This window comes from Bacillus sp. MT94 (assembly GCF_058792475.1).
This window is the reverse complement of record NZ_JBXAEZ010000003.1, coordinates 172730-196357: the sequence shown is the minus strand read 5'-3', so window position 1 is coordinate 196357 and position 23628 is coordinate 172730. Positions and strand designations below refer to the sequence as shown.

Below are 23628 nucleotides of genomic sequence, written 5' to 3'. Positions count from 1 at the left end.
GTGGGGACGATTTTAGATGAAATTTTAGAACAGAAGAAAAAGGAAGTTGCGGAGTTATATGAAATATATACACCAGTAAAAACAAAAAGAAAGACACATTCACTTGTAGAAGCGTTACAGCAGTTTACTGTCATTGCAGAAGTAAAGCGAGCATCACCATCAAAAGGAGATATCAATTTACACGTTGACGTACGAAAACAAGTGGGAACATATGAGAAATGTGGTGCAGGAGCAGTATCTGTTTTAACAGATGGTCAATTTTTTAAAGGATCGTTTCACGATTTACAAACAGCAAGAGAAGAAAGTAACATTCCGCTTTTATGTAAAGATTTCATAATCGATAAGATTCAAATCGATAGAGCGTATGAAGCGGGAGCAGATATTATTTTACTAATCGTAGCAGCGTTAACGAAAGAGAAGTTAAAAGAGCTGTATAGCCACGTGTTAGAAAAAGGATTAGAAGCGATTGTTGAAGTTCATGATGAACAGGAATTAGAAACTGCGATTGTATTAAATCCGCACGTTATTGGCATTAATAATCGTAATTTAAAAACGTTCGAAGTAGATTTAAGCCAAACTGAAAAGCTTGGAAAAAGATTGAATGAGGAGAAACTACTTTGGATTAGTGAAAGTGGCATTCATTCAAAAGAAGATATTATTCGTGTTAAAAGAGCTGGAGCCGAAGGTGTATTAGTTGGAGAGGCGCTTATGACATCATCTTCTATTAGTAGTTTTTTTGAAGATTGTAAGGTGAATATATGAAAGTGAAAATTTGCGGCATCACTGATGTGGAAACAGCGAAAAGTGCGTGCGAATATGGCGCAGATGCACTCGGATTTGTTTTTGCAGAAAGTAAGCGGGAAATCACTCCAAAGAGAGCGGAAGAAATCATTCAGGAGCTTCCAGCCAACGTGTTAAAAATCGGTGTTTTCGTAAATGAATCAGTAGAAGTGATCCAGAAAATTGCAGATGAGTGCGGGTTAACACATGTACAACTACATGGGGATGAAGACAATTATCAAATTAGAAGATTGAATATTCCGTCTATAAAGTCACTAGGAGTAACTTCAGAGAGTGATATGAAAAACGCCCAAGGGTATGAAGCGGATTATATATTATTTGATAGCCCGAAAGAAAAGTTTCATGGAGGAAATGGAAAGACATTTTCATGGGAACTACTTAGAGATATGCCAAAAGAATTGCGAAAGAAAATGATATTAGCTGGTGGATTAAACGCTCTTAATATAGAAGAAGCAATTCGAACTGTTCGGCCGTATATGGTCGATGTGAGCAGCGGAGTAGAGACAGAAGGAAAGAAAGATGTAGAGAAAATAAAACAATTTATTATAAAAGCGAAGGAGTGTTCCAAATGAACTACGCATATCCAGATGAAAAAGGACATTACGGTATATACGGAGGACGATACGTTCCAGAAACGTTAATGCAATCTGTACTAGAACTAGAAGAAGCATATAAAGAAGCGATGCAAGATGAAGCATTTCAAAAGGAATTAAATCATTATTTAAAAACGTACGTCGGAAGAGAAACACCGCTATATTATGCTGAAAATATGACGAAGTATTGCGGTGGGGCAAAGATTTATTTAAAACGTGAAGATTTGAATCATACAGGAGCTCATAAAATTAACAATACAATCGGTCAGGCACTACTTGCAGTGCGAATGGGCAAGAAAAAAGTTGTCGCTGAAACAGGAGCTGGACAACACGGAGTTGCAACAGCTACTGTATGTGCTCTTCTCGGATTAGAATGCGTCATTTTTATGGGAGAAGAAGATGTAAGACGTCAAAAATTAAATGTGTTCCGAATGGAATTACTCGGAGCGAAAGTAGAAAGTGTAGCGGCAGGTAGCGGTACATTAAAAGATGCGGTAAACGAGGCGCTTCGTTACTGGGTTTCACATGTGCATGATACGCACTACATTATGGGATCTGTTCTCGGACCACATCCATTCCCGCAAATTGTCCGTGATTTCCAAAGTGTAATTGGAAATGAAACGAAAAAACAATATGAGGCGTTAGAAGGAAAGTTACCAGAAGCAGTCGTTGCTTGTATTGGCGGTGGTAGTAATGCGATGGGGATGTTTTATCCGTTCGTACACGATGAAGAAGTTGCTCTTTACGGCGTAGAAGCAGCTGGAAAAGGCGTTCATACAGAAAAGCATGCAGCAACTTTAACGAAAGGAAGCGTTGGCGTTCTCCACGGATCAATGATGTATCTTCTGCAAAACGAAGAAGGACAAATTCAAGAAGCACACTCTATTTCAGCAGGACTTGATTATCCAGGTGTTGGTCCAGAACATAGCTTGCTAAAAGATATTGGCCGCGTTTCTTATCATTCGATAACAGACGAAGAAGCATTAGAAGCATTTCAATTATTAACGAAAAAAGAAGGCATTATCCCGGCGTTAGAAAGCTCGCATGCTGTCGCATACGCATTAAAATTAGCTCCGAAAATGAAGGAAGATGAAGGACTTGTTATTTGTTTATCTGGCCGTGGTGATAAAGATGTAGAGAGTATAAAACGTTATATGGAAGAGGTGTAAAAAATGGGAGTAGAAAAAATTAAAGCAGCGTTTGAAAATGGTAAGAAAGCATTTATTCCGTACGTAATGGGCGGAGATGGTGGCTTTGAAAAATTAAAAGAAAGAATTCGTTTTTTAGATGAAGCAGGAGCGAGCATCGTTGAAATCGGCATTCCGTTTTCGGATCCAGTCGCAGACGGTCCAACGATTCAAAGAGCAGGGAAACGAGCGCTAGATAGCGGTGTAACAGTAAAAGGTATTTTTCAAGCATTAATAGAGGTAAGGAAAGAAGTGCAAATTCCGTTTGTACTCATGACATATTTAAATCCAGTACTCGCATTCGGAAAAGAACGATTTGTAGAGAAGTGCTTAGAGGCCGGTGTGGATGGTATTATCGTTCCAGACTTACCGTATGAAGAACAAAATATTATTGCGCCGTTACTTCGAGAGGCAAACATTGCGCTTATTCCACTCGTTACCGTAACGAGCCCTATTGAAAGAATTGGAAAAATCACGAGTGAATCAGAAGGGTTCGTTTATGCTGTTACAGTAGCGGGCGTAACGGGAGTACGTCAAAACTTTAAAGAGGAGATTCATAGTTACTTAGAAAAAGTAAAATTACACGTCAACTTACCAGTAGTCGCTGGATTTGGCATTTCAACAAAAGAACATGTAGAAGAAATGGTTACAATATGTGACGGTGTTGTCGTTGGAAGTAAAGTGATTGAGTTATTAGAAAATGAAAAACGAGAAGAAATATGTGAATTAATACAGGCAACAAAACAAAAAGAAGAGGCGTAGTCTCTTCTTTTTGTTTTGCGTAATAAATGTTAAAATATACAGAAAATACATATAATCTAGAGGGTGAGAAGGCATGCTAAGACGTAAACTACTATATCTTCTTTTAACTGTACCGCTATACGCTTGGCTCATTAGCATGACGAAAATAGAGTTGATGGCTCTATTTTTAGGATATGTATTTATCTTTTCCAACTTAAATCGCATTCAAGAACAGTCTATTTTAGAAATATGTCTATTTTCGATTAGTATAGAATTATTTAGTATCGTTTCGATTGTATTATTAAACGAATTATTTCTACGGATTCATTCATTTACATTAATGAAATTTTGGAATATTGCATTGCAAGCAATATGTACTTACATTGTGTTTGTTGTGTTGAAAAAAATAATCGGACAGCAGACAGTTTTTCAGGATAATAGAAAATGGGAGTGAATGAAAAGGGGCCGTTTGGCTCCTTTTTTAAATCTGTCTTAAAAACAATTGAAAATTACAACATCTGTTATATAATAGTTAAAAATTGTATTTTAAACGAAATGAGATGATAACATGGCCATATTGTTGGCACTTATCCCAATTATGATGATTTTCATTTGTTTATTTTTATTTAAACAAACGTCATTAAGGTCTTCGTTAATTTCTTATGCTGTGTCTGTTGGAATCGTTTTACTCTCGCCAATGTTTCAATTAGGGATAAGTGAAACTGTGCACGCAACGATTAAAGGATGGTTAATTTGTTTTATTGTCGGGTACGTTTTATTTTTCGGTATTTTTTTATTTCACCTCATGAACAAAATGGGGTACATCGACCAAGTAGCGCGTTTTTTAGAAGAAGTGACGCAAGATCGTTTATTACAAATGCTTCTTATGTGCTTTGGTATTTGCCCACTAATTGAATCGGTAAGTGGATTCGGAATTGGCTTCATGGTTGCAGCACCTATTTTTCTTTCACTAGGATATAAACCATTTCAAGCTGTACTGCTCTCATTTATCGGCTTACTAGCTAGTTCATGGGGCGCAATGGCAACTGGTACGATTATCGGTTCGCAGCTAATAAATATGCCTCTTACAACACTTGGTACAAATACAGCGCTATTAAGTATTCCGATGTTTGCTTACTTTGTTATTCTTTCTTTACACGTTGTTGGCGGCTGGCAAGCGGTTATAGAAAAGTGGAAAGAAGGCGTAGGATTCTTTCTATTATTTTCTCTCGGAATCTATCTTTCTAATGCGTACGTAAGTGTTGAACTAGCCGGGATATTAAGTTCTATCGTAACGATTACATTTGGCTTTCTTATCATTAAATTAAAAGGAAAAAGTGGGCAAAATCTTATAACAGAACATGCGGCTGCAACGGAGAGAGAAGTATCCATTATAAAAATTATTAGCCCTTATATATTTCTAACAGTTTGTATTTTACTTTCTCGCCTCGTTCCAGCATTACATGATTTGTTCAGATCATATGCGGTTCTTGATTTGAAATCATACTCTTACAAACTAGAGTTACTATATTCACCAGGATTTTGGCTCGGTATGACTTGCTTATTTACTATTATTTTCTTCCGCATCCCGTCTAATATTATTAAACAATCACTCTCGCAAACGATCAAACAATGGATTCCTTTTGCTATTACTACGACAATGTTTATCGCCATTTCAGAACTAATGGGTGCATCAGGCATGCATTCATTACTCGCAAAGACAGCTGGTGATACATTTGGAACCTTTTTCGTTTTCGTTGCTCCGTTTATTGGCGCTATTGGTGGATTTTTAACAGGTAGTAACGCAGGATCAAATGCAATGTTTATAAAACTACAAATGCAAACCGCACAAAACGTAGCACTCCCGTGGCAATACGTCACAACACTGCAAAACACCGCATCATCAGTAGCGACAATCGCTTGCCCGTCACGGATTACACTAGGTGCTTACTTATGTAATATTCCTTACCGTGAAAATGAACTGTTAAAGAAGACGACGTTAATGATCTTTGGTGCGGTTTTGCTTGTAATGGTAGAAGTTATTGTTTGGTATATGTTGAGAAATTAAAAATCCTCCTAACATAGGAGGATTTTTTTTATGAGTGGATAATGATTTAAATATGAATAGCTTCTACTAGATGAATAGGAGATGAAATGTATGCCCCTAAAAAACTACGGTGTGTTAAAAGGTACAGTTATACAATCAAAGATTGGAAAAGGGAAGACACCTCATTATCAAGTTCATTTACAGGGCGAGACTGGAGTAGATTATCGTATTGCTATTAACGTAAAGTCGCAAAGTTATCCGTCAGAAGTTTTATATTTTGCGAATAACAATATTAGGTCAGAGGCGATTCATATTTTACCGACATTACCATTTGGTTTTACGGAAGTAAAAAATAATGAACCGAAAGTAGCTTTAGATTATGTAAGAGGAAATCTATTTGACTCAAAACAAATGATTCCTTTGCCTCCCGAAAAAGCAGGAGCAGATAATGATTTAAACGAAAAAATAGAACGTTATATAAAGCGAGCGATGGAAGAAAAAGCAATTATTTACGCGTTTGGCGAAAGATGGGGACCAGAAGAAAACACATCAGATTCTTATTTTCATTTCAAACCAGGAAACGGTATACATGATATTCACATGAATCAAGGGAATGTAGAAAAATGGCAAGGTGATGATGGCATCTGGCAAGATGGAGGAATACTTATTCACTTTGAAAAGGAAGAAGAATGGATTGGTATCTTTCTTGCATTCCAATCACAGTCATGGTGTACCGATGAAGAGGGGCATGCTCGTGTGCCTGTTGAGCATTGTGATTATAAGGGGAATAATTAATAAGAAGAGGGCGTTCAAAAAGAACGCCCTCTTCTTATTTTATAAAACGAAAAACTAACGAGTGTAGAAAGACAAGAGAACAGCAGTGCCACACTAGAAAATGCAATGAGATACATATTATATTTCATAACCTGTCCAATTATCTGATTACTGTCGTATTGAAACAGTCCTGCTATTATGTTGAATAAAAATAACACGATAAACATGACGACAACACCGTCTATTGATCCTTTAATGTCTGGTTTACTTAAAGCGATATGTGCGGAAATGCAAATGGCGATAAATAAAAATAACCAAAAGGAAGGATTCAATAAATTGCCGATTGTAAATAAGCTTTTCAATAATACAAACGTCGACAAGAGCATGTTTTGAATCATTTCTACATTAATAGAAGTAGAAGCAATCGTTTTTTCGAGAGTTGTATTAAATAAAAAATATGATTCTGGTACGAAATAGCGCATTAAAAGGATTAATGCAGTAATACCAGAAATAATAGGCCCAATGCCGATAAAGAAATTCCCAATTCGTTGATACACACTTTTTTGATTGTATTGATGTTGTATATAACCTAAAGCCCCTTGACTTGTATCTGTTGGGAAGAACTGAGTCGCCACAATTTTATGACGGAACAGTACGCACATAATGGCATGTCCAAGTTCGTGAATCGGAACACCGACCCAAGCCGTTAATAGGAATCCTTTTCTTCCAAAAGCTCTCGACCAATACATGCGTGTGAGAGATTCTAAATAGCCTAATAGAAATCCAATTACAATGATAACGCCAATTAAAGATAATAATTGGATTACGCTTGTAAGGAGTATTTGAAAAATTGAGTTTACCAATTCCATTGCCAGTCATCCAATCTGTTAAAAATATTATTTATTCTGTTTCATAATAGCATTTTTTTTCAAGATTACTAGCACATATATTTTCTTTCGGAAGAAGGATTTCAGAATCTTTTTCTTGTAGTCATGTTTTATGTACAAATTCATATATTGAATTTGTAACACCCTATACGGTATATCCTTAAGGAGGGATAAGAGAATGAAATGTCCGTCATGTCATACAGAAAATGCAGCGGAGGCAAAATTTTGCGGGAATTGTGGACATTCGTTAACGGAAGAAGTAGTGGCAAGTAGTGGCCAAGAAGAAGGGCCGGAACAAGCACGTGCGGCACAAGCAAAGGAAGCTCGGCAAAATGAAACGGTAGAGCAAGCGAAGCGGTTTGCGAGCGGCTATTTTCAATTTTTTAAACATGCATTACAAGCACCGACAGCGATTATGCAAAGCGGCGCTATTGAAGTACGAAATGGAATTGTAAGTCTTGTTCTTATTTGTTTTTTAGGAGCATGTATTTTTTATAGAATGATGAGTGCAGCATCAGCAGTTACGAGAACATTTGCACCAGATATATCTACTCCCACGTTTTTTGGAGAATCTATAACGGTCTTTTTCTTTTTATTAATTTTAACTTTATTTGTCGGATTTATTATTTTTGTAAGTGGTAAGATGATGAAATCATCTTTTTCGTTTCTTGAAGTATTTGGTATATGGGGAACGATAGCGACGCCGGCTATTGTCATATTAGTTCTTTCTTTTCTTTTTAGTTTTTTATTAATCTTTTTCTTACCGATATTATTATCGGTAGTTGCAACTTATATAGGGATTAGTATAACTGTAGCCGTATTAAAACTAGACAATGGTGGATTAGATCTCGTTTACACACTTATTATTGCAAATGTTTTAATTGGAATTGCAACGTTCATTGTACTTTGGTCTTACATTAGCACGATAATTCAAGCCTTAACACAGGGAATAACTGGCTTCTAATGAAAAGGTGGTTGACTGAATGAATGTATGTACAAAGTGCGGAGTTCAGTTTGAAGATGGTGTGCAATTTTGTCAAAACTGCGGGATGAAGAGGGGAAGTCCTGTAGTAAAGAAGAACATGAGCAGTGGTACAAAAGTTGGTATTACACTGTTAGCACTATTTGTTATAGCGATTATTGGATTGTATTTGTACGGATCATCGTATTATACGCAGGTGGCACAAGTAGACCGGATGATTACGATTTTACAAGAGCGGGACGGAGAGAAATTAGCTGAGATCGTTACGGCAGATGATCCATCAGTTATGATAACGAGAGAGAGTTTAACGCCTCTATTTTCATATATAAAAGAAAATCCATCTTACGTAAATGAATTAAAAGAATATTTGAGACAAGGTGAAAAACAACGGGACGGAATAGAAAGAGCTGATTTTTCATTAACGAAAGACGGAAAGTATTTCTTTATATTTGATCGGTATAAATTGAAAGCGAAGACGTACTATACAACTTTGCTTACAAATGAAAAAGACGTATCGTTAAAAATGAACGGAAAAGAAATTGATAAGACAGATGACAAAAAGTTTGAGAAGCAATATGGGCCATTTCTTCCGGGAAATCAAGTGTTTCAATCAGAATATAAAAATGACTATGTAAAACTATCTCGTGAGGAAAAGGTTGTACTTATGAAACAAAGTCAAAATAACGTAACGATAGATTTAACGTTGCAAGGTCAATATATTACAGTTCAAACGAACGCGCCTGGTGCAACATTGTACGTAAATCAAAAACCAGTTACAGCGCTTGCAGGAGAAGAAATTACATGGGGGCCTGTAGCGACTGATGGAAGTGCGAAGATTTATTTAGAACGAAATGGAGAAAATGGACGAGAAACGACAAAAGTAGAGACGGTAACAGCACTTTCGTCTTATAATCTTCCATTCCAAACGAAAAGTGCAGAAAAAACAGTTGTTTATAATGTTACTCCAACGCCCGCGACTGGATATGTATATAATGGTTTCATCTTTCCAGATAGTGATATTCGAAAATTAACGAGCGCAGATTTAACCTATTTATCGAAAGAACAGTTGAAAATTGCTAGAAATGAAATATATGCAAGGCATGGACATATTTTTCAAACGAAAGATATGCAAGCGTATTTTGCAAAACAGTCTTGGTATAGAGAAAATCCTTATTTTACAGGAAAGTTAACAGATATCGAAACTTATAATATTGAACTAATTAAATCAAGAGAATAGAGCGCGGGAAAAAGGTACAGTGTATATTACTGTACCTTTTTATGATTATTTAGCTGGACCAGGATCCCTAGAGAAAAAGATATGAAAGAGAAATGTGACTTTACTTGCTCCCCCTGATGTACTGGCTTGCACATCAGATAAAGAACTAGACGTTAAGGCAGCTTCAGAATGAGGAGGAACGATTATTTTAAGCGCATCGTCTGATTCTGATGATATAGTAACCGTTATAGTATCATCAGAAACATTTACAATTTTAACAGTACCTACGGGGAAGATGGACTTACCAGCGTGTGATGCAGAAGCGAAGCGAGTGGCTTTCCAAATAGTTTGAGAGAAAGTGTCATTGTCTGATAACCAAGCGCGAGCACTGTATAATGTTGCATTAACAGTAAATTCTTGTTCAAGCGGGAGGGCGGCTTTCGGTTCTTTCGGTTCCTCTGGAAACTGAGCGAGAAGACCAGCGCACATGTATATTTCACCTACTTTCAATACTAACTGTTATAGCATATTAAACATGTTGTTTATAAGACACGACAGTTACCTATTCATACATAAGTTTGTGCACCAAATTTGAAGATGAAATTCTCTTTCTTTACAATGGAAGTAGGTGTTATTTCTATAAAATATGGAAAACGTAAAGAGTATGTAAAAAAGAAGGAGTGGTAAAGTGAACTATGTCATTATTGGCGGAGATGCAGCTGGTATGAGTGCAGCTATGCAAATTGTTAGAAACGATGAAAATGCAAATGTTGTAACTTTAGAAAAAGGTGAAATTTATTCATACGCTCAGTGTGGATTACCGTATGTCATTAGTGGTGCTATCGCTTCAACTGAAAAGTTAATCGCGCGCAACGTAAAGACGTTTCGTGAGAAATATGGAATTGATGCGAAAGTGCGTCATGAAGTAACGAAAGTAGATACGGAAAAGAAAATGGTGTACGCAGAGCATACGAAGACGAAGGATGTCTTTGAATTTCCATATGATCGATTATTAATTGCGACTGGAGTGCGTCCTGTTATGCCAGAATGGGAAGGACGGGAATTACAAGGCGTTCATCTTTTAAAAACAATTCCTGATGCTGAGCGCATATTAAAAACGCTAGAAACGAATAAAGTTGAAGATGTAACGATTATTGGCGGTGGTGCCATTGGACTTGAGATGGCAGAAACATTCGTCGAACTTGGTAAGAAAGTAAGAATGATTGAGCGAAATGATCATATCGGTACGATTTATGATGCAGATATGGCAGAGTACATACATAAAGAAGCAGATAAGCATCATATTGAAATTTTAACGAATGAAAATGTAAAAGCATTTAAAGGAAATGAACGAGTAGAAGCAATCGAAACGGATAAAGGTACGTATAAAGCAGATCTTGTTTTAGTGTCGGTTGGAGTGAAGCCAAATACTGATTTTCTTGAAGGGACAAATATACGTAAGAATCATAAAGGAGCAATCGAAGTAAATGCATATATGCAAACAAATGTGCAAGACGTATATGCAGCCGGTGATTGCGCAACACATTACCACGTTATAAAGGAAATTCATGATCATATCCCGCTCGGAACGACTGCCAATAAGCAAGGGCGACTTGCTGGACTGAATATGCTTGATAAACGAAGAGCTTTTAAAGGTACGTTAGGCACAGGCATTATTAAATTTATGGATTTGACACTCGCAAGAACAGGGTTAAATGAAAAAGAAGCAAAAGGGCTACACATTCCGTATAAAACGGTCAAAGTAGATTCTACAAATATGGCGGGCTATTATCCAAATGCAAAACCACTTTACTTGAAATTACTATATCGCTCCGATACGAAACAATTATTGGGCGGGCAAGTAATTGGAGAAGAAGGCGTAGATAAACGTATTGATGTGATCGCGATGGCACTTTTCAATAAAATGAGCATTCATGATTTAGAAGATGTCGATTTAAGTTATGCACCACCATATAACAGCGTTTGGGATCCAATTCAGCAAGCGGCAAGGAGAGCAGAATAGCACTTTTTAAAGTGCTATTTTTTTGTTAAAGGGGAATTATCATTTTTGTCGAATGAAGAGGATTGGGAAATAGTTACATATGAGGAAGGGGAGTTTTTTTATGATTGTAGCACTTCAAAAAGTTCAAGAATCAGAAAAAGAAATATTACGTAATTTGTACGCTTTATATCTTCATGACCTTTCTAAGTTCACTATGAATATAACTATCGGAGCGAACGGATTTTTTGAATACGAAGATTTGCATATATTTTGGAAAAATGACGGAATCACGCCGTATTTTATAAAAGTTGATCATAGTATTGTAGGATTCTTATTACTACTGGAACGTCCGTTTTTGAAGAAGGAAAATGATTTTGGTATTAATGATATTTTCATATTGAATCAATATAAAGGAAAAGGAATAGGTAAACAAGCTGTTGAGAATTTACTAGAAGAGAAAAGAGGACAATATTTCGTTATCGAACTTGTAAAAAATGTACCAGCAGTGTCGTTTTGGAAGAAAGTATATAAAAAACTGAACATTGAATTTGATGAGAGAGAGCAGTTAATTGATGATGAAGAATGTCTCGTTCAAACGTTTAAAATTTAATGAAATTGGTTTTCCTTTTATATTACTTTGAAATTTAACTTTATCCCGCTATTTGCGGACAGTAAGACCCCCACCTCAAAATCCAGCGAAAGCAAAGAAGTTAGGTGGGGGATCAACTGCCCGTAAAAGCCCGATTGGTTCAACTAATAATCAGTGGGGATGAAGACCCCTATTGATTAAAGTTTCGCTTTATTTTGAATATACCGTTCCCCCTTGAAAACATATTACTAATCGCTTATATTTTCATATAGTATTTATTTTTTTAACGAAGCAATGAACGAACCAGGGGGCGCAGTATGGCAATTAATATGAAAACAATCGAAGAATGGATTGTTGAATCAAATACAAGACATGAAGAAGACTTTGGACACGTTGTGGAAGAAATGAAAGAAGTATGTGTCGGACTTGATAACGCGACATTAATTTATACGAAAAATGTATTTTGTTTCGGTAAAAAAGTAGAAGTATTTTTCTTCTTCCAAGACCATGTCGTGATCGGACAAGAAAAAGACGAATATATTGAGATTGAAAAATTAAAGTATGATGCCATTACAAATAGTAATTTAAAAACAAATGACAAAAATACAACGTTAGAATTAAAGTTTGCTAACGGACAATCTATTAATTTAGATAGTTTAAATGATAACTACGGTACGAAAAATTGGTTATTTGCTAGACAAATTAAGAGTATTTTTAAGTTAATCTAGTAAAAAGCAGACCTCAAAGGGTCTGCTTTTTACTTAATTCCTATTACACAAAGGCAACCTCTTTCTTCATAGCATTTCACACTTGTAAATCCTGTTTTATAAAATAGGTTTATTAATTCTTCATTCGTTTTCCATTTCTCCATATGATATTGAATTTTGAAAGTTTCAGCTACTAATAAAAAAGATCCATTCGGTTGTAAGACGCGAAATATTTCTTTTATATCTTGTTCCACATCGGGCCAAAAGTAGTGTGTTTGAAAAGCGGTTATGAGATCGAAGAAGTTTGTATTGTAAGGAATAGAGGAGACACTTGCCTGATGAATGATTACTTTTCCTTTTTTTACGTCCTGTATATTGGCTTTCTTTGAGTTTTCAACAGCTTGATCTGAATAATCAATTCCATATATTTTCCCAAATGGAATTCGTTTTGAAAGAGTATGTATTGTTTTGCCGCCGCCACAACCAATATCTAAAGTAATTGCATCTTTACGTATATGTATTTTTTGTAATCCCCAATTTGTTAGTCTCATATGTGCAGCGTTCATAATACAAAGCATGGAAGAACCAATTGTCCCGCGAGGGTTTTTTGCTTGCTGAATTAATCGTTGTAAAATGTTCAAGTTACATTCTCCTTTTATGTAAGAATATATACTCATTTCGCTTTTTATAAATTAAGTCCTTTAAAAAAAGCACGCCGTCTACCGGCGTGCTTCTAATTATGCAAAGCCCCTTTTAACCAATTCCGCGCCCGATATGCCCCAACTGGAACTTGAATAAGAGACGTTTCATTCCCAGCATCAATTCCGTACAATTGATCACATGAATTTGTATCAAAACTTAGTAAAGGATGCCCGCCCATCCCCATAGCAGTTGCAGCAAAAACGAGTTTATGAACGAGGATACCAGCTTCCATTTGGTGAATACGGTATCCTCTATAGCCTAATGCATTTGTATAGTAATCTTTCTTTCCGACTACATGTAAGCAAAGTGGTACTTGAAAAAGGTTTACGTTATCCATCGTCATACTAGATTGAAGGAGATAACGAAGGTCCCCATACCGAATTGGTTGTATGGAATGTGTTTTCCTGTTATAAGTGTAAGCACCGTTTTCTATATCTTTTACGTTATAGAAACATCCATATAATGAGACGCGTGCATTTTCATTTACATACTTACCATCAAGGTCGCTGTAATAGGGGAAGGAGAGGCTCGCTTCTTGTAGTAAAGTAGCGAGCTCAGCTGCATCCCATTTCGTTAAAATAAAGTCCGCATCAGGAGAATATCGTTTTTTACAAAGTTGTAGGAAATCATACGATAACCGTTCTACTTTCGGTAGCTGTACAGCGTACGTATTATGTTGATAGTGCTCTTCATGATGTAGTGTTTGGAAGTGTTCTGTCGATTCAATCATAGAAGCTTCATTTATTTTTGTTATCATCGGATGTTCATTTACATGTTTTGAGCGAACGAAATGTTCATGTGCGAGTGGCGGAATTTGTTGCAACAACTCATGAGAAGTAACTGTTTTATTTTCACGGTAATCATTGTGAAACCAATTAGTTTCTGGCTCTGTACTTAAAGGAATAACGGCATACACACTTTCTTCACCTTCTGACAATCCGAGTAAATGGTTCAGTGCACGGTCTAGAAATTGAAAGTATACGCCGTTCGTATAACCGAACTGTTTTGCACATTCTAGTAATTGTCCAATGAGAACCCCGCTATCTAATCCTTGAAGGCGATATGAAAAGTTATTGTATTTAAAGAAGTTTTTCCAAAACATAGTGGATACGAATGCGGCACCGAAACAATCATGTATATTACAGCGATTACCGAGTGCGTCTGCTAAATAAGAATCGAAATTTCCTTCGCGAAGTAAAATAAGTCGGTGATGCGCGGCGTCATAATGGTAAATGCCGTCTGGATAATCGTCAATCTTTAAATAGATATACAATTCATTCGGATATAAAGCACCGCCTGAAGGAATGGATCTGCGTAATACATTTCTCTCGCTATTTAGCTGACATAATTGTGTTACACCAAATGAATACCAAAGGTAGTGACCAATCTCATTTAGAGTAGGTGTAGTAGAAGAGTTCGATAAAGATAACGGGATTTCTAAGGAGAGCGGGATGGTAGGTACATTTCGATATAATTTATAAGGAAGCGGTGCGTCTTTCCAGTCCACCTCATGATTCGGCATAATTTCATCAATAGAGAAATGGAGATGATGTAAAAAAGTATCTAGCTGCATGAAATCCCTCCTTTACTATGGAAACGGGTGCGGATTTGGATTTAATTGTTCATTTGTTAACGGTTCAGTGCTATATCCAAGTGTCATCGGTACGGTATAGACTCTATCTAATCCTGTAACACGAGTAAGGTGATGGCCGAATGTCATCGGTAACATGCCTGGAATAATGACTTTTACACAGTGTAGTCCGTTCTTTTCTATAAGGGGAACGGTTTGATCTACAACGATTATTTCAAGATTAGATTGATGCAAACGATTTAAAAGTTGGTGGAGATCGGAAGTTAAATCCATATCAAATGATTGTGATACATTCATTTCTTGGAACGTTTGCACCGGTGCATCTTCTCGTAAAAGGAAGTGAAGACGTTCTTCCGTTTCTTTCAATCCATACAGCATACTATGGTCTTCCATTTTATTAACGAAATAAGGATCTTGTAAGCATTTTTCATAGTATTCTCTTTTGTGCTCGAGCTCATCGTCTGTTATAAGTAACATGCCTGCTATTTCTTGAATGGCACTTTTTAAAGCTCGAATAGGATCTAAATGAGCGCCTCCCGCACAAACAACGTTCATTCCATTTTTACGTGTATTTTTTGCAATTACCCATAAGCTCGGGATGCCGTGTTCCATCGTCGCATTAAAAGCGTGTAATTCATATCCGGTAATCGTACGTAACCGCTGAATCATTAATTGTAATTCTGTATCATTTGCTGAACTCAGATCAAGGCGGGGAAGAGGTAATTCGGCATACCAAGTGAGTAAGAAGGCATCACGCTCTACAATTTCTAAAATGCCGTGAAAAATCGCTTCTTCTAAACTACCGCCAATTGCACATCCATTTGATGTTTCATACACGAAAGCATCTCGATGACCGAGGCTATAATAAGCAATTGATTCAGGAACTAAAAGCGGTCTGTTTTGTGATAAAGAATATCCCCATACCCAGTTTTGCTCATAATCAGGATCAAACGGCTTAAATGGAAAATTATCACGATTGTAATGTTCATTTGTATGTACACCGAGTGTGAGGGGATTTAGTGCATGTTCCTCTAAATCATGAAAACTACCATGCACATTTGTCTTTTTCCCGCGAGGCGACATACCGCAATATCGTTCTAAACCTTCTAAAATAGCAGTTGCTTCACTCACTGCAAATGAATGAGTTCGGCCTGCAACACCTTCATTTCCAAACATTAATGGCATGTTTATAATGACGTCAGCAAATGGCAATAAAGAATGCTGCATTTTGCCGTTCAACATACCGATCCGATAATCTAAATAGTCTTTCGTTAAAAATGTGTTTAATTCATGAATGGAACGGCAGCGATACGTTTCGGTGCTTACTTTTAAACTCGGTTGTAAAGAAACTTCCGCCGCATCCGCAGTATCATCAGGTAAATTGCTACATACAGGACAGAGAGGATCTGGAAGAAAAGAATGCCGCGTACATTGTAATGTTTGTAAGTTTAGTAAAATAAGTTCATTTTCTAAAGAAGAATGGTTATGAGTTAATATTTTTTCTATTTCTGCGCAAATAAGATGGCACATTTGTAACATTCCATTTTGGGTGGCACGTACATCACGCCTCGTTCCATTTTCGGCTTTAAAGGCATATTTCCGCTGTAGTTCCCACATTTCTTTTTGATCAAAGCCAGCGATAAAACGGCGTCCATCAGAACAATGGGAACATCCGGGCGTAAGAGGATGAATGTAAGGACCGATAATACCTTCTCCAAATGAAGTGAAACCACGAAGCCACGGAATATGATTTGAGCGAAAAATAAGTTCGGCATCATGATGAATAGTAGAAGGAGATCCGTCATGTAATACGAGAGCGAGATGAATATTTTCAGGGAGTTCTTCTGTAAGGGTATGTTGACGAATGATGGAATATTGTTCGCATAATTGATCATGTACATAGTCTGCAAGTAGGCCATCTCCTATAAGCAATATATTTTGAATCATAAACCGTCCTCCTTTGCAATTAATACTCCGTACACACCGTCTAAGTTTTCTTTCAAAAATGGTTCAATCGCTAAATCAAATACGAATGGATAAAAATTATGTTCTTCTAAATGTTGTAAGGCGAGTTGCAAAGATTGTACGCTTGGAATTTCTTCTTCCGCTTGTATTTCCACCCTAAAAGAATCAGTGTCATATAAAATAATAGATGAGTCATACAAAATATTAGCTCTGTAAGGAATTTCTTCATTTTGAACGTGAAAGAGTGATAGTTGTAGTGCGTTTCGTAACGCTAACGTCATATTAATATTAGATGCACCGTACCATCTATCATTTATACCAACCCAAACGGCTGGAAAACTGAGAATCTCTTCACTCATTGCGATTTTAGGTGTTTCATGAATTGTAGAGAGAGCTTCGTAATAAAATCTACAATGTTTATCGTGAATATCAGTTAAATCAATCGTTGTAAGTTCTTCTAGCATATGTGACTGCCGCTCATACAATTTATTGTTTAAATGTTGCTGTAGTGCCCGGTAAAATCCTTCTGTCATCGTTTCTCCAGCACCGATACCGATATCGTTATGTTCAGGAATAAGGCGGTGAATGATTTCTGCTACATATGTTTCAATTCCTGTTAAACCGGCTTCTCGGCGTGCTTCATTATGAGTCAATCCACTGCAAGTCATAAGAGGCAGAAGGTGAGCTGGGCCATCTGATAGTGGAGTGGCTACTTGAATATAGCACTGTGATAACGGTAATTGATATGAATCTTGTTCATCCCATACATGGAATATACCGGCTTCTTTAGAAGTTAATGAGTCAAAAAATCGGAATACATCAGTTGAAGTATGTTGGTTCGACCGATGCTCAAGTTTTTCAGAAAGATTTTCTATCGTATCAATTGTAAAACTTTCATCAGTTGCAAGAGGATGTTTTATAAAAGAATGCCACGTTCCTTCAAGTGTTTCATAGTTTAATAAAAAGAATTGTGCTTCTTTTTCCCGATGTGAATCATCTGCGACATGCTTAAATAATTCAAAAACGATTACATTTGTTAACATTGCAGATGTAATTGGTGAGAAGGAATCAGATGAATTTTCATTTTGTAAATTCGTTTCATGTAGTCGATGCCATGCGGATTCCCAGCATTCATCACGATTTTCCGTTACGACAGGCCCAGCTATACCGAGTGTAGATAAACAAATAGCTGGTATGAAATTCTTTTTCGTTTCTCTACAAATAGTGTGAACTGTTTGTAAACCATCAATGTCTCCATTTTGGGAAACATATAAAATCCAATCAAAAGGTTCGAACACTTCATGCAAGGGACGGTCAATTGTAGTATCGATTTCTTGAAGGAGTACACTGTTATCAACTTCATATGCACGTTCTATTAGCTCATGTATTCTGTCATAGTTTGTTTCATCCCGATCTGTAACGAGGTAATGAAATGTAGGTAAACCAGATTCTAATAAAGAAGAAACTAAAGAAGTAAGCATATCCCCAGAACCAAGTACAAGTACATTTGCCCCGCGGTACGTTTCGAATTTTAAAGCACCTGAATGAGAATCAGCTTCTAAAAATTCAATTTGTGAAGCATATCTGTCGAGTAATGTACTGTTTAATTCATGAGGTGCATCTTGATTTGCATCACGAACGAAACCATTTTCATATAAAACCTCTCCAATTTCAAATACACGATTTTGATAGGGGAGAGGGAGTCCATCAGTTATTTCTGCTAAAGAATAATTACCGTTAAACATGGGCATTAATTTTTCAATCCAGTCATAAATTCCATCACCGTCCATGCGAAATGAACTGGCGTTATTTCGAAAATAGACACCCCCGTTTGAATCGGGGAGGAAGAAAGTGTCCTTATTTACTTTAAGTTTTGCATGAATTGGAAGGTTATTCATTTTAATCCTCCTTACGTTTAGGCATACATTATTACTTTATGTCATGAAATTTGTCCCGTATGAACACAATAAAAAAAGGCTGTAGAATGATTCATTCTACAGCCTTTAATAGATTTTAATCTATCAACCTTCTAATAATAATGACTTTGGATCTTCAAGCATATCTTTAACAGCAACAAGGAAGCTAACTGCTTCTTTACCATCAACAATACGGTGATCGTAAGATAAAGCAATGTACATCATTGGGCGGTTTTCCATACGCTCGTTATCAATTGCAACTGGGCGTACTTGGATTTTATGCATTCCTAAAATACCAACTTGAGGGCTATTTAGGATTGGTGTTGACATTAGAGAACCGAATACACCACCGTTTGTAATTGTAAATGTACCACCTTGTAGTTCTTTTAATGAAAGTTTGTTATCGCGTGCTTTCATACCTAAATTACGAATTTCGCTTTCGATTTCAGCGAAGTTTAATTGGTTAGCATCACGTACAACTGGAACAACTAATCCATCTGGAGCTGCTACTGCAATACCGATATCATAGAATTTTTTGATGATAAGCTCGTCACCTTGAATTTCAGCATTTAATAATGGGAATTGTTTTAATGCTGCAACAACTGCTTTTGTGAAGAATGACATGAAGCCAAGACGTACATCATGTTTTTTCTCGAAAGCATCTTTGCGTTCTTTACGTAATTCCATGATCGCGCTCATATCAACTTCGTTAAATGTTGTTAACATTGCAGATGTTTGTTGAACTTCTACAAGACGTTTTGCAATTGTTTGACGGCGGCGGGACATTTTCACGCGCTCAACTGGTTTTTCGAATTCAGTTTTTGCAACTGGAGCAGGAGCTGGGCTCTTTGGAGCAGCTGGTGCTTCTTTTGGTGCTGCAGCATGAGCTTGTACATCATGTGGTCTCACGCGTCCAAGTGGATCTGTGCTACGTACGTCGTTTAAGTCGATTCCTAATTCACGAGCCATTTTTCTAGCAGCTGGTGATGCGATAGGACGGTTCGTATTTGGTAAGCCTTGTAGACCCGTAGTTTGTTCAGCATTTGGAGCTGCAGCTTTCGGTGCTTCAGCTGTTTCTTGTTTTGGTTGCTCAGCAGCTGGAGCAGGTGTACTTACTGCAACTGGTGCTCCATTAGCATCTAAAATTGCGATAGTTGCGCCAACTTCAACTGTATCCCCAGGTTCGCCTAGTAACTTCGATACAATACCTGAATCTTCTGCAATGATTTCTACATTGACTTTATCAGTTTCAAGCTCAACAACGCTGCCACCTTTCTCAACTTTGTCGCCTACGTTGATAAGCCATTGTGAAATAGTTCCTTCGGTAATAGATTCTGCAAGCTCAGGTACTTTAATTTCGATCATTTTAAATGTCCTCCCCTTATTTGCCTAACGGTGTGTTTTTTCTTCTTTTGTCTTCGGTAATCTCCATTTGTTAGCCGGGCCTTGGGCAGAATATCTGCCCAAGATCAAGCTAGAAACCTTCATTGTTACTTTTTAGTTGCTGTAAACTTCAATTTCTTGTTTATCTTGACGGAAGTTATACTTCACATCTAAAGCATGTGCAACAATTAGTTCTTGCTCAGCTTTGTGAGCGAATGGATCGCCTCCAGATGGACTAGAGCGATCAGGACGTCCAATGTAACCTGTTTTCACTTTATCTCCAGCAAGTTCGAACAGAATTGGAGCCATGTAATGCCATGCGCCCATATTACGAGGTTCTTCTTGAACCCAAATGATTTCTTCTAAGTTTTTAAAGCGTTTAATAATAGATTGAACTTTCTCAGCAGGGAATGGGTACAATTGCTCAATACGAACGACATGAACTTCGTCTAAGTTGTACTCATGTTTACCAGACTCGATTTCTGCTGCTAAGTCAATCGCCATTTTACCTGTACTTAAAACAAGACGTTTTACTTTATTTGGTTTCATACCAAGGTTTTCTTGTTCTAAAGCAGGTTGGAATCGTCCTTCGCTTAACTGACTAGCAGTTGAAAGCGTAAGTGGGTGACGTAATAAACTCTTCGGCGTCATCAGTACTAATGGTCGAACAGCTTCTGTTCCTAAGATAGATGCTTGACGACGCAGGATATGGAAGTATTGTGCCGCGCTCGTTAAGTTTGCAACTGTCCAGTTATTCTCAGCAGCTAACTGTAAGAAACGCTCTGGACGTGCACTAGAGTGCTCTGGTCCTTGACCTTCATAACCGTGTGGTAATAGAAGAACTAAACCAGATTTTTGACCCCATTTTGCTCTTCCAGCTGAAACATATTGATCAAATAATGCTTGCGCAGTATTTGAGAAGTCACCATATTGCGCTTCCCACATAACAAGAGTTTCTGGAGCGAATACGTTATAACCATATTCGTAACCAACAACAGCAGCCTCTGATAACGGACTGTTATGAACAGAGAACGAAGCATTAATGTTTGGTAAACGGTGTAATGGTGAATATGTTTCGTTTGTATCAGTATCGTGTAATACGATATGACGGTGTGCGAATGTACCACGCTGTGAATCTTGACCAGTTAAACGAATTGGCGTACCTTCTTGTAAAATAGAAGCGAATGCTAACGACTCAGCAAGTGCCCATTCAATTTTACCGTTCTCTTCAAGAGCATCTTTACGGCGCTCAAGAATTTTCTTCACTTTTGGATATACGTTAAATCCTTCTGGCCAAGATAGTAGACCTTCATTAATTGCACGAAGTGAGTCAATCTCAACACCAGTATCGATTGGTTGAATACCTTTTGCAACAACATCTGGCACTTTAACGTGAATTGTTGCATCACCCGTATCAGCTGGTGGTACTTGTGCATAGTCGGATTTTAATTGCTCTTGTATAAACTGCGTAATTGTTTCAACTTCATCTGCATTTAGAACATCAGCAGCTTGTAATTGATCTGCATAAATTGCTCTTACAGTTGGGTGATTTTTAATTTTTTTGTACACTTGTGGTTGCGTAACTGCTGGGTCATCCATTTCGTTATGACCGTAGCGGCGGTAACCGATTAAATCGATTAAGAAGTCTTTTTTGAACAACATGCGATATTGAATCGCAAGGTTAGCAGCAGCAAGACAAGCTTCCGGATCATCAGCGTTCACGTGAACAATAGGAATATCGAAACCTTTTGCAAGGTCACTTGAATATTTCGTAGAACGAGAATCATAACTATCAGTCGTAAAACCAACTGCATTGTTTGCGATAACATGAATCGTTCCGCCTGTTTGATACGCGTTCAATCTGCTTAAGTTGAGTGTCTCAGATACAATACCTTGACCAGGGAATGCAGCATCACCATGAACTAAAATTACGAATGATTTTGAAGTATCTTGATCTGGAAGACCAGATTTTTTACGATTCTCTTGAGCAGCACGTGCGAAACCTTCTACTACAGGATTCACGAACTCAAGATGACTCGGGTTATTTGCTAATGTCACGCGAGTGCTAACTTCTTCGTTACTAACGACTTGTTCTCTACCTAGGTGGTATTTTACGTCGCCAGTCCAGCCAGAATTGGCTACTGCGCCTTCTATTTTTGCATGTTTGAACTCAGCAAACATGTGACTATATGGTTTTTCTAATACGTGAGCAAGTACGCTTAGACGACCGCGGTGAGCCATACCAATCATGACATCCTCTACGCCGTTCTTAGCACCTTCTAGAACAATTTCATCTAAAACAGGTACAAGCATATCAACGCCCTCGATAGAGAAACGTTTTTGCCCAACGAATGTTTTATGCAAGAATTGCTCGAAACCTTCAACAGCTGTTAAACGTTTTAAAAGAGCAGTTCGTTTTTTATTTGATAGTGGTTGACGCAATGAATTTGATTCCACCATTTGATGCAACCACGCGCGTTCTTCACTATCTTGTATATGAGAAAATTCATAAGCTAAAGATTTTGTATAAACGTCTTTTAATCTATGAATCACATCAAGTGCAGTGTGAATACCTTCTGGTGCATCTTGCCATACTGTTTTCGCTGGAATCGCTTTCAAGTCAGCATCGCTCAGTTCACTCATTGCTTTCTCAAGAAGTGATTGTCCATTTGCAGCATCTTCCATCGGGTTAATGTGAGCCAACGTGTGCCCGAAAGAACGAATTTGCTCAACAAGTTGAACGACTTTAAGAATTTTTTCAATGTTACCTGTGTTTTGAGGAGAAAAATGTGTTGCTGTGTTGTCCCCTGTTACGACATCATCTTGAAACGAAGGAGCTCCAAAAATTTCAAAAAGCTCTTGTAATTCCGGATCAACAGAACCTGCTCCAGTTACGTAAAGATCATACTGCTCAATAACATAACCAAGGTTCGGACCGTGGAACTTGGCCCAAGGGTTTGTCGTTGTATTCTTCCTCGTCATTTGTTTAAACCTCCCAATGCATATAATCCTTTTCCATACAAAGGTGCATTTTGCTCTTTTTCAATAAGTAATGAATCAATAATCAATGTAAATGTTTTCTTTACTCTTATGTTATTACAATAATTTACATAATACCAAACACTATTACTTATCTGTTTTGTAAAAAAACATTCACAATAACTTATCACCCAAGTTAATCTTTCACTTTATAAAGTAATTTTACAGAAAAATGGGGTGGATATATTTGGTATGCCTATACTAATAGCTATAATTGTTGCATTTAAATATAGGTATAATAGTTAGAATGTTTTGATGAAATTTAGTTTGAATTATGTATATTGAAATAATAAGCGCTTTCATAGATATTATACAACAATATAACGGAATATAGTATAAAAAATAAAAAATTATGAATTTATCGTAAACTTTATTTCGATAGTGTTAAATATCGAAAGGAAAATGAAGGATTTCTACAAAAAAAGTTGCTAAACATAAAAAATGGTTCATAACCCGTTAGTTTCTATAAATATGCCAAAAAACACCGTAAAACCAATAACACATTT

At 37.1% G+C, this 23628-nt stretch carries 20 protein-coding genes; 12 read left to right on the top strand and 8 right to left on the bottom strand.

Annotation, left to right across the window (positions count from 1 at the left end; all coding sequences use genetic code 11):
• From trpC to AC1Q51_RS12715, 7 genes are all read left to right on the top strand, one after another.
• Nucleotides 1-762 (top strand): indole-3-glycerol phosphate synthase TrpC, encoded by a 762-nt coding sequence (gene trpC, locus AC1Q51_RS12745; protein WP_151527528.1) that lies wholly within the window; start codon nucleotides 1-3, stop codon nucleotides 760-762.
• A complete protein-coding gene (locus AC1Q51_RS12740; RefSeq protein ID WP_000865141.1) occupies nucleotides 759-1373 on the top strand; it encodes a phosphoribosylanthranilate isomerase in 615 nt (204 codons plus the stop codon). The genes trpC and AC1Q51_RS12740 overlap by 4 nt, the downstream gene beginning before the upstream one ends.
• Nucleotides 1370-2563: a tryptophan synthase subunit beta gene (gene trpB / locus AC1Q51_RS12735; protein ID WP_001105035.1), complete on the top strand. Its 1194-nt coding sequence runs from the start codon at nucleotides 1370-1372 to the stop codon at nucleotides 2561-2563. Before AC1Q51_RS12740 ends, trpB begins: the two co-directional genes overlap by 4 nt.
• A gap of 3 nt (nucleotides 2564-2566) precedes the next feature.
• Entirely contained in the window at nucleotides 2567-3343 is a 777-nt protein-coding gene (gene trpA, locus AC1Q51_RS12730; RefSeq protein WP_098235207.1) for a tryptophan synthase subunit alpha, read from the top strand.
• 73 nt (nucleotides 3344-3416) lie between these two features.
• Nucleotides 3417-3776, top strand: coding sequence for a DUF4029 domain-containing protein (locus tag AC1Q51_RS12725; RefSeq protein WP_000946150.1), 360 nt, complete (start codon nucleotides 3417-3419; stop codon nucleotides 3774-3776).
• 114 nt (nucleotides 3777-3890) lie between these two features.
• Nucleotides 3891-5390: an L-lactate permease gene (locus AC1Q51_RS12720; RefSeq protein WP_327642780.1), complete on the top strand. Its 1500-nt coding sequence runs from the start codon at nucleotides 3891-3893 to the stop codon at nucleotides 5388-5390.
• A 90-nt stretch (nucleotides 5391-5480) separates the two neighbouring features.
• Entirely contained in the window at nucleotides 5481-6164 is a 684-nt protein-coding gene (locus tag AC1Q51_RS12715) for a DUF2278 family protein (RefSeq protein WP_098329502.1), read from the top strand.
• Nucleotides 6165-6178: 14 nt separating this feature from the next.
• Here AC1Q51_RS12715 and AC1Q51_RS12710 read toward each other — a convergent pair whose 3' ends face one another.
• Entirely contained in the window at nucleotides 6179-7012 is an 834-nt protein-coding gene (locus AC1Q51_RS12710; RefSeq protein WP_098329503.1) for a hypothetical protein, read from the bottom strand.
• Between the two features lie 196 nt (nucleotides 7013-7208).
• Between AC1Q51_RS12710 and AC1Q51_RS12705 the strand changes: the two genes are divergently transcribed.
• Together AC1Q51_RS12705 and AC1Q51_RS12700 are read left to right on the top strand one after the other, a co-directional pair.
• Complete coding sequence (locus AC1Q51_RS12705; RefSeq protein WP_098329504.1) at nucleotides 7209-7994, top strand: zinc ribbon domain-containing protein; 786 nt, start codon at nucleotides 7209-7211, stop codon at nucleotides 7992-7994.
• A gap of 19 nt (nucleotides 7995-8013) precedes the next feature.
• Nucleotides 8014-9249 (top strand): TcaA 3rd/4th domain-containing protein, encoded by a 1236-nt coding sequence (locus AC1Q51_RS12700; protein ID WP_098284178.1) that lies wholly within the window; start codon nucleotides 8014-8016, stop codon nucleotides 9247-9249.
• A gap of 45 nt (nucleotides 9250-9294) precedes the next feature.
• Here AC1Q51_RS12700 and AC1Q51_RS12695 read toward each other — a convergent pair whose 3' ends face one another.
• A complete protein-coding gene (locus AC1Q51_RS12695) occupies nucleotides 9295-9717 on the bottom strand; it encodes a hypothetical protein (RefSeq protein ID WP_098256697.1) in 423 nt (140 codons plus the stop codon).
• A 199-nt stretch (nucleotides 9718-9916) separates the two neighbouring features.
• Here AC1Q51_RS12695 and AC1Q51_RS12690 point away from each other — a divergent pair, with 199 nt between their 5' ends.
• The 3 genes from AC1Q51_RS12690 to AC1Q51_RS12680 all read left to right on the top strand — a co-directional run bounded on the left by AC1Q51_RS12690 (nucleotide 9917) and on the right by AC1Q51_RS12680 (nucleotide 12547).
• Nucleotides 9917-11251 carry a CoA-disulfide reductase gene (locus AC1Q51_RS12690; protein WP_001110229.1) on the top strand — a complete coding sequence of 445 codons (1335 nt, stop codon included), beginning with the start codon at nucleotides 9917-9919 and terminating at the stop codon, nucleotides 11249-11251.
• 100 nt (nucleotides 11252-11351) lie between these two features.
• Nucleotides 11352-11840: a GNAT family N-acetyltransferase gene (locus tag AC1Q51_RS12685; protein WP_075718285.1), complete on the top strand. Its 489-nt coding sequence runs from the start codon at nucleotides 11352-11354 to the stop codon at nucleotides 11838-11840.
• A gap of 296 nt (nucleotides 11841-12136) precedes the next feature.
• Nucleotides 12137-12547 carry a DUF3908 family protein gene (locus AC1Q51_RS12680; RefSeq protein ID WP_000996806.1) on the top strand — a complete coding sequence of 137 codons (411 nt, stop codon included), beginning with the start codon at nucleotides 12137-12139 and terminating at the stop codon, nucleotides 12545-12547.
• Between the two features lie 29 nt (nucleotides 12548-12576).
• Here the strand turns inward: AC1Q51_RS12680 and AC1Q51_RS12675 are convergent, their stop codons facing one another.
• From AC1Q51_RS12675 to odhA, 6 genes are all read right to left on the bottom strand, one after another.
• Nucleotides 12577-13167, bottom strand: a complete 591-nt coding sequence (locus tag AC1Q51_RS12675; RefSeq protein WP_063546875.1) for a class I SAM-dependent methyltransferase — start codon at nucleotides 13165-13167, stop codon at nucleotides 12577-12579.
• 92 nt (nucleotides 13168-13259) lie between these two features.
• Nucleotides 13260-14801 carry a SagB family peptide dehydrogenase gene (locus AC1Q51_RS12670; RefSeq protein WP_090975843.1) on the bottom strand — a complete coding sequence of 514 codons (1542 nt, stop codon included), beginning with the start codon at nucleotides 14799-14801 and terminating at the stop codon, nucleotides 13260-13262.
• A 15-nt stretch (nucleotides 14802-14816) separates the two neighbouring features.
• Nucleotides 14817-16766: a TOMM precursor leader peptide-binding protein gene (locus AC1Q51_RS12665; protein ID WP_492331541.1), complete on the bottom strand. Its 1950-nt coding sequence runs from the start codon at nucleotides 16764-16766 to the stop codon at nucleotides 14817-14819.
• Nucleotides 16763-18682 (bottom strand): putative thiazole-containing bacteriocin maturation protein, encoded by a 1920-nt coding sequence (locus AC1Q51_RS12660; protein ID WP_089170637.1) that lies wholly within the window; start codon nucleotides 18680-18682, stop codon nucleotides 16763-16765. Before AC1Q51_RS12660 ends, AC1Q51_RS12665 begins: the two co-directional genes overlap by 4 nt.
• Nucleotides 18683-18805: 123 nt before the next feature.
• Nucleotides 18806-20065 carry a 2-oxoglutarate dehydrogenase complex dihydrolipoyllysine-residue succinyltransferase gene (gene odhB / locus AC1Q51_RS12655; RefSeq protein ID WP_000569893.1) on the bottom strand — a complete coding sequence of 420 codons (1260 nt, stop codon included), beginning with the start codon at nucleotides 20063-20065 and terminating at the stop codon, nucleotides 18806-18808.
• Nucleotides 20066-20197: 132 nt separating this feature from the next.
• A complete protein-coding gene (odhA, locus tag AC1Q51_RS12650) occupies nucleotides 20198-23065 on the bottom strand; it encodes a 2-oxoglutarate dehydrogenase E1 component (RefSeq protein WP_090975847.1) in 2868 nt (955 codons plus the stop codon).
• Nucleotides 23066-23628 lie beyond the last annotated feature (563 nt).

What these genes read in the sequence shown, in the direction of transcription:
- AC1Q51_RS12665 (WP_492331541.1), bottom strand. Translation starts at nt 16,766, where the DNA reads ATGATTCAAAATATATTGCTTATAGGAGATGGCCTACTTGCAGACTAT.
- odhB (WP_000569893.1), bottom strand. Translation starts at nt 20,065, where the DNA reads ATGATCGAAATTAAAGTACCTGAGCTTGCAGAATCTATTACCGAAGGA.
- AC1Q51_RS12740 (WP_000865141.1), top strand. Translation starts at nt 759, where the DNA reads ATGAAAGTGAAAATTTGCGGCATCACTGATGTGGAAACAGCGAAAAGT.
- AC1Q51_RS12695 (WP_098256697.1), bottom strand. Translation starts at nt 9,717, where the DNA reads ATGTGCGCTGGTCTTCTCGCTCAGTTTCCAGAGGAACCGAAAGAACCG.
- trpB (WP_001105035.1), top strand. Translation starts at nt 1,370, where the DNA reads ATGAACTACGCATATCCAGATGAAAAAGGACATTACGGTATATACGGA.
- AC1Q51_RS12705 (WP_098329504.1), top strand. Translation starts at nt 7,209, where the DNA reads ATGAAATGTCCGTCATGTCATACAGAAAATGCAGCGGAGGCAAAATTT.
- odhA (WP_090975847.1), bottom strand. Translation starts at nt 23,065, where the DNA reads ATGACGAGGAAGAATACAACGACAAACCCTTGGGCCAAGTTCCACGGT.
- AC1Q51_RS12685 (WP_075718285.1), top strand. Translation starts at nt 11,352, where the DNA reads ATGATTGTAGCACTTCAAAAAGTTCAAGAATCAGAAAAAGAAATATTA.
- trpA (WP_098235207.1), top strand. Translation starts at nt 2,567, where the DNA reads ATGGGAGTAGAAAAAATTAAAGCAGCGTTTGAAAATGGTAAGAAAGCA.
- AC1Q51_RS12670 (WP_090975843.1), bottom strand. Translation starts at nt 14,801, where the DNA reads ATGCAGCTAGATACTTTTTTACATCATCTCCATTTCTCTATTGATGAA.
- AC1Q51_RS12715 (WP_098329502.1), top strand. Translation starts at nt 5,481, where the DNA reads ATGCCCCTAAAAAACTACGGTGTGTTAAAAGGTACAGTTATACAATCA.
- AC1Q51_RS12680 (WP_000996806.1), top strand. Translation starts at nt 12,137, where the DNA reads ATGGCAATTAATATGAAAACAATCGAAGAATGGATTGTTGAATCAAAT.
- AC1Q51_RS12660 (WP_089170637.1), bottom strand. Translation starts at nt 18,682, where the DNA reads ATGAATAACCTTCCAATTCATGCAAAACTTAAAGTAAATAAGGACACT.
- AC1Q51_RS12710 (WP_098329503.1), bottom strand. Translation starts at nt 7,012, where the DNA reads ATGGAATTGGTAAACTCAATTTTTCAAATACTCCTTACAAGCGTAATC.
- AC1Q51_RS12700 (WP_098284178.1), top strand. Translation starts at nt 8,014, where the DNA reads ATGAATGTATGTACAAAGTGCGGAGTTCAGTTTGAAGATGGTGTGCAA.
- AC1Q51_RS12725 (WP_000946150.1), top strand. Translation starts at nt 3,417, where the DNA reads ATGCTAAGACGTAAACTACTATATCTTCTTTTAACTGTACCGCTATAC.
- AC1Q51_RS12720 (WP_327642780.1), top strand. Translation starts at nt 3,891, where the DNA reads ATGGCCATATTGTTGGCACTTATCCCAATTATGATGATTTTCATTTGT.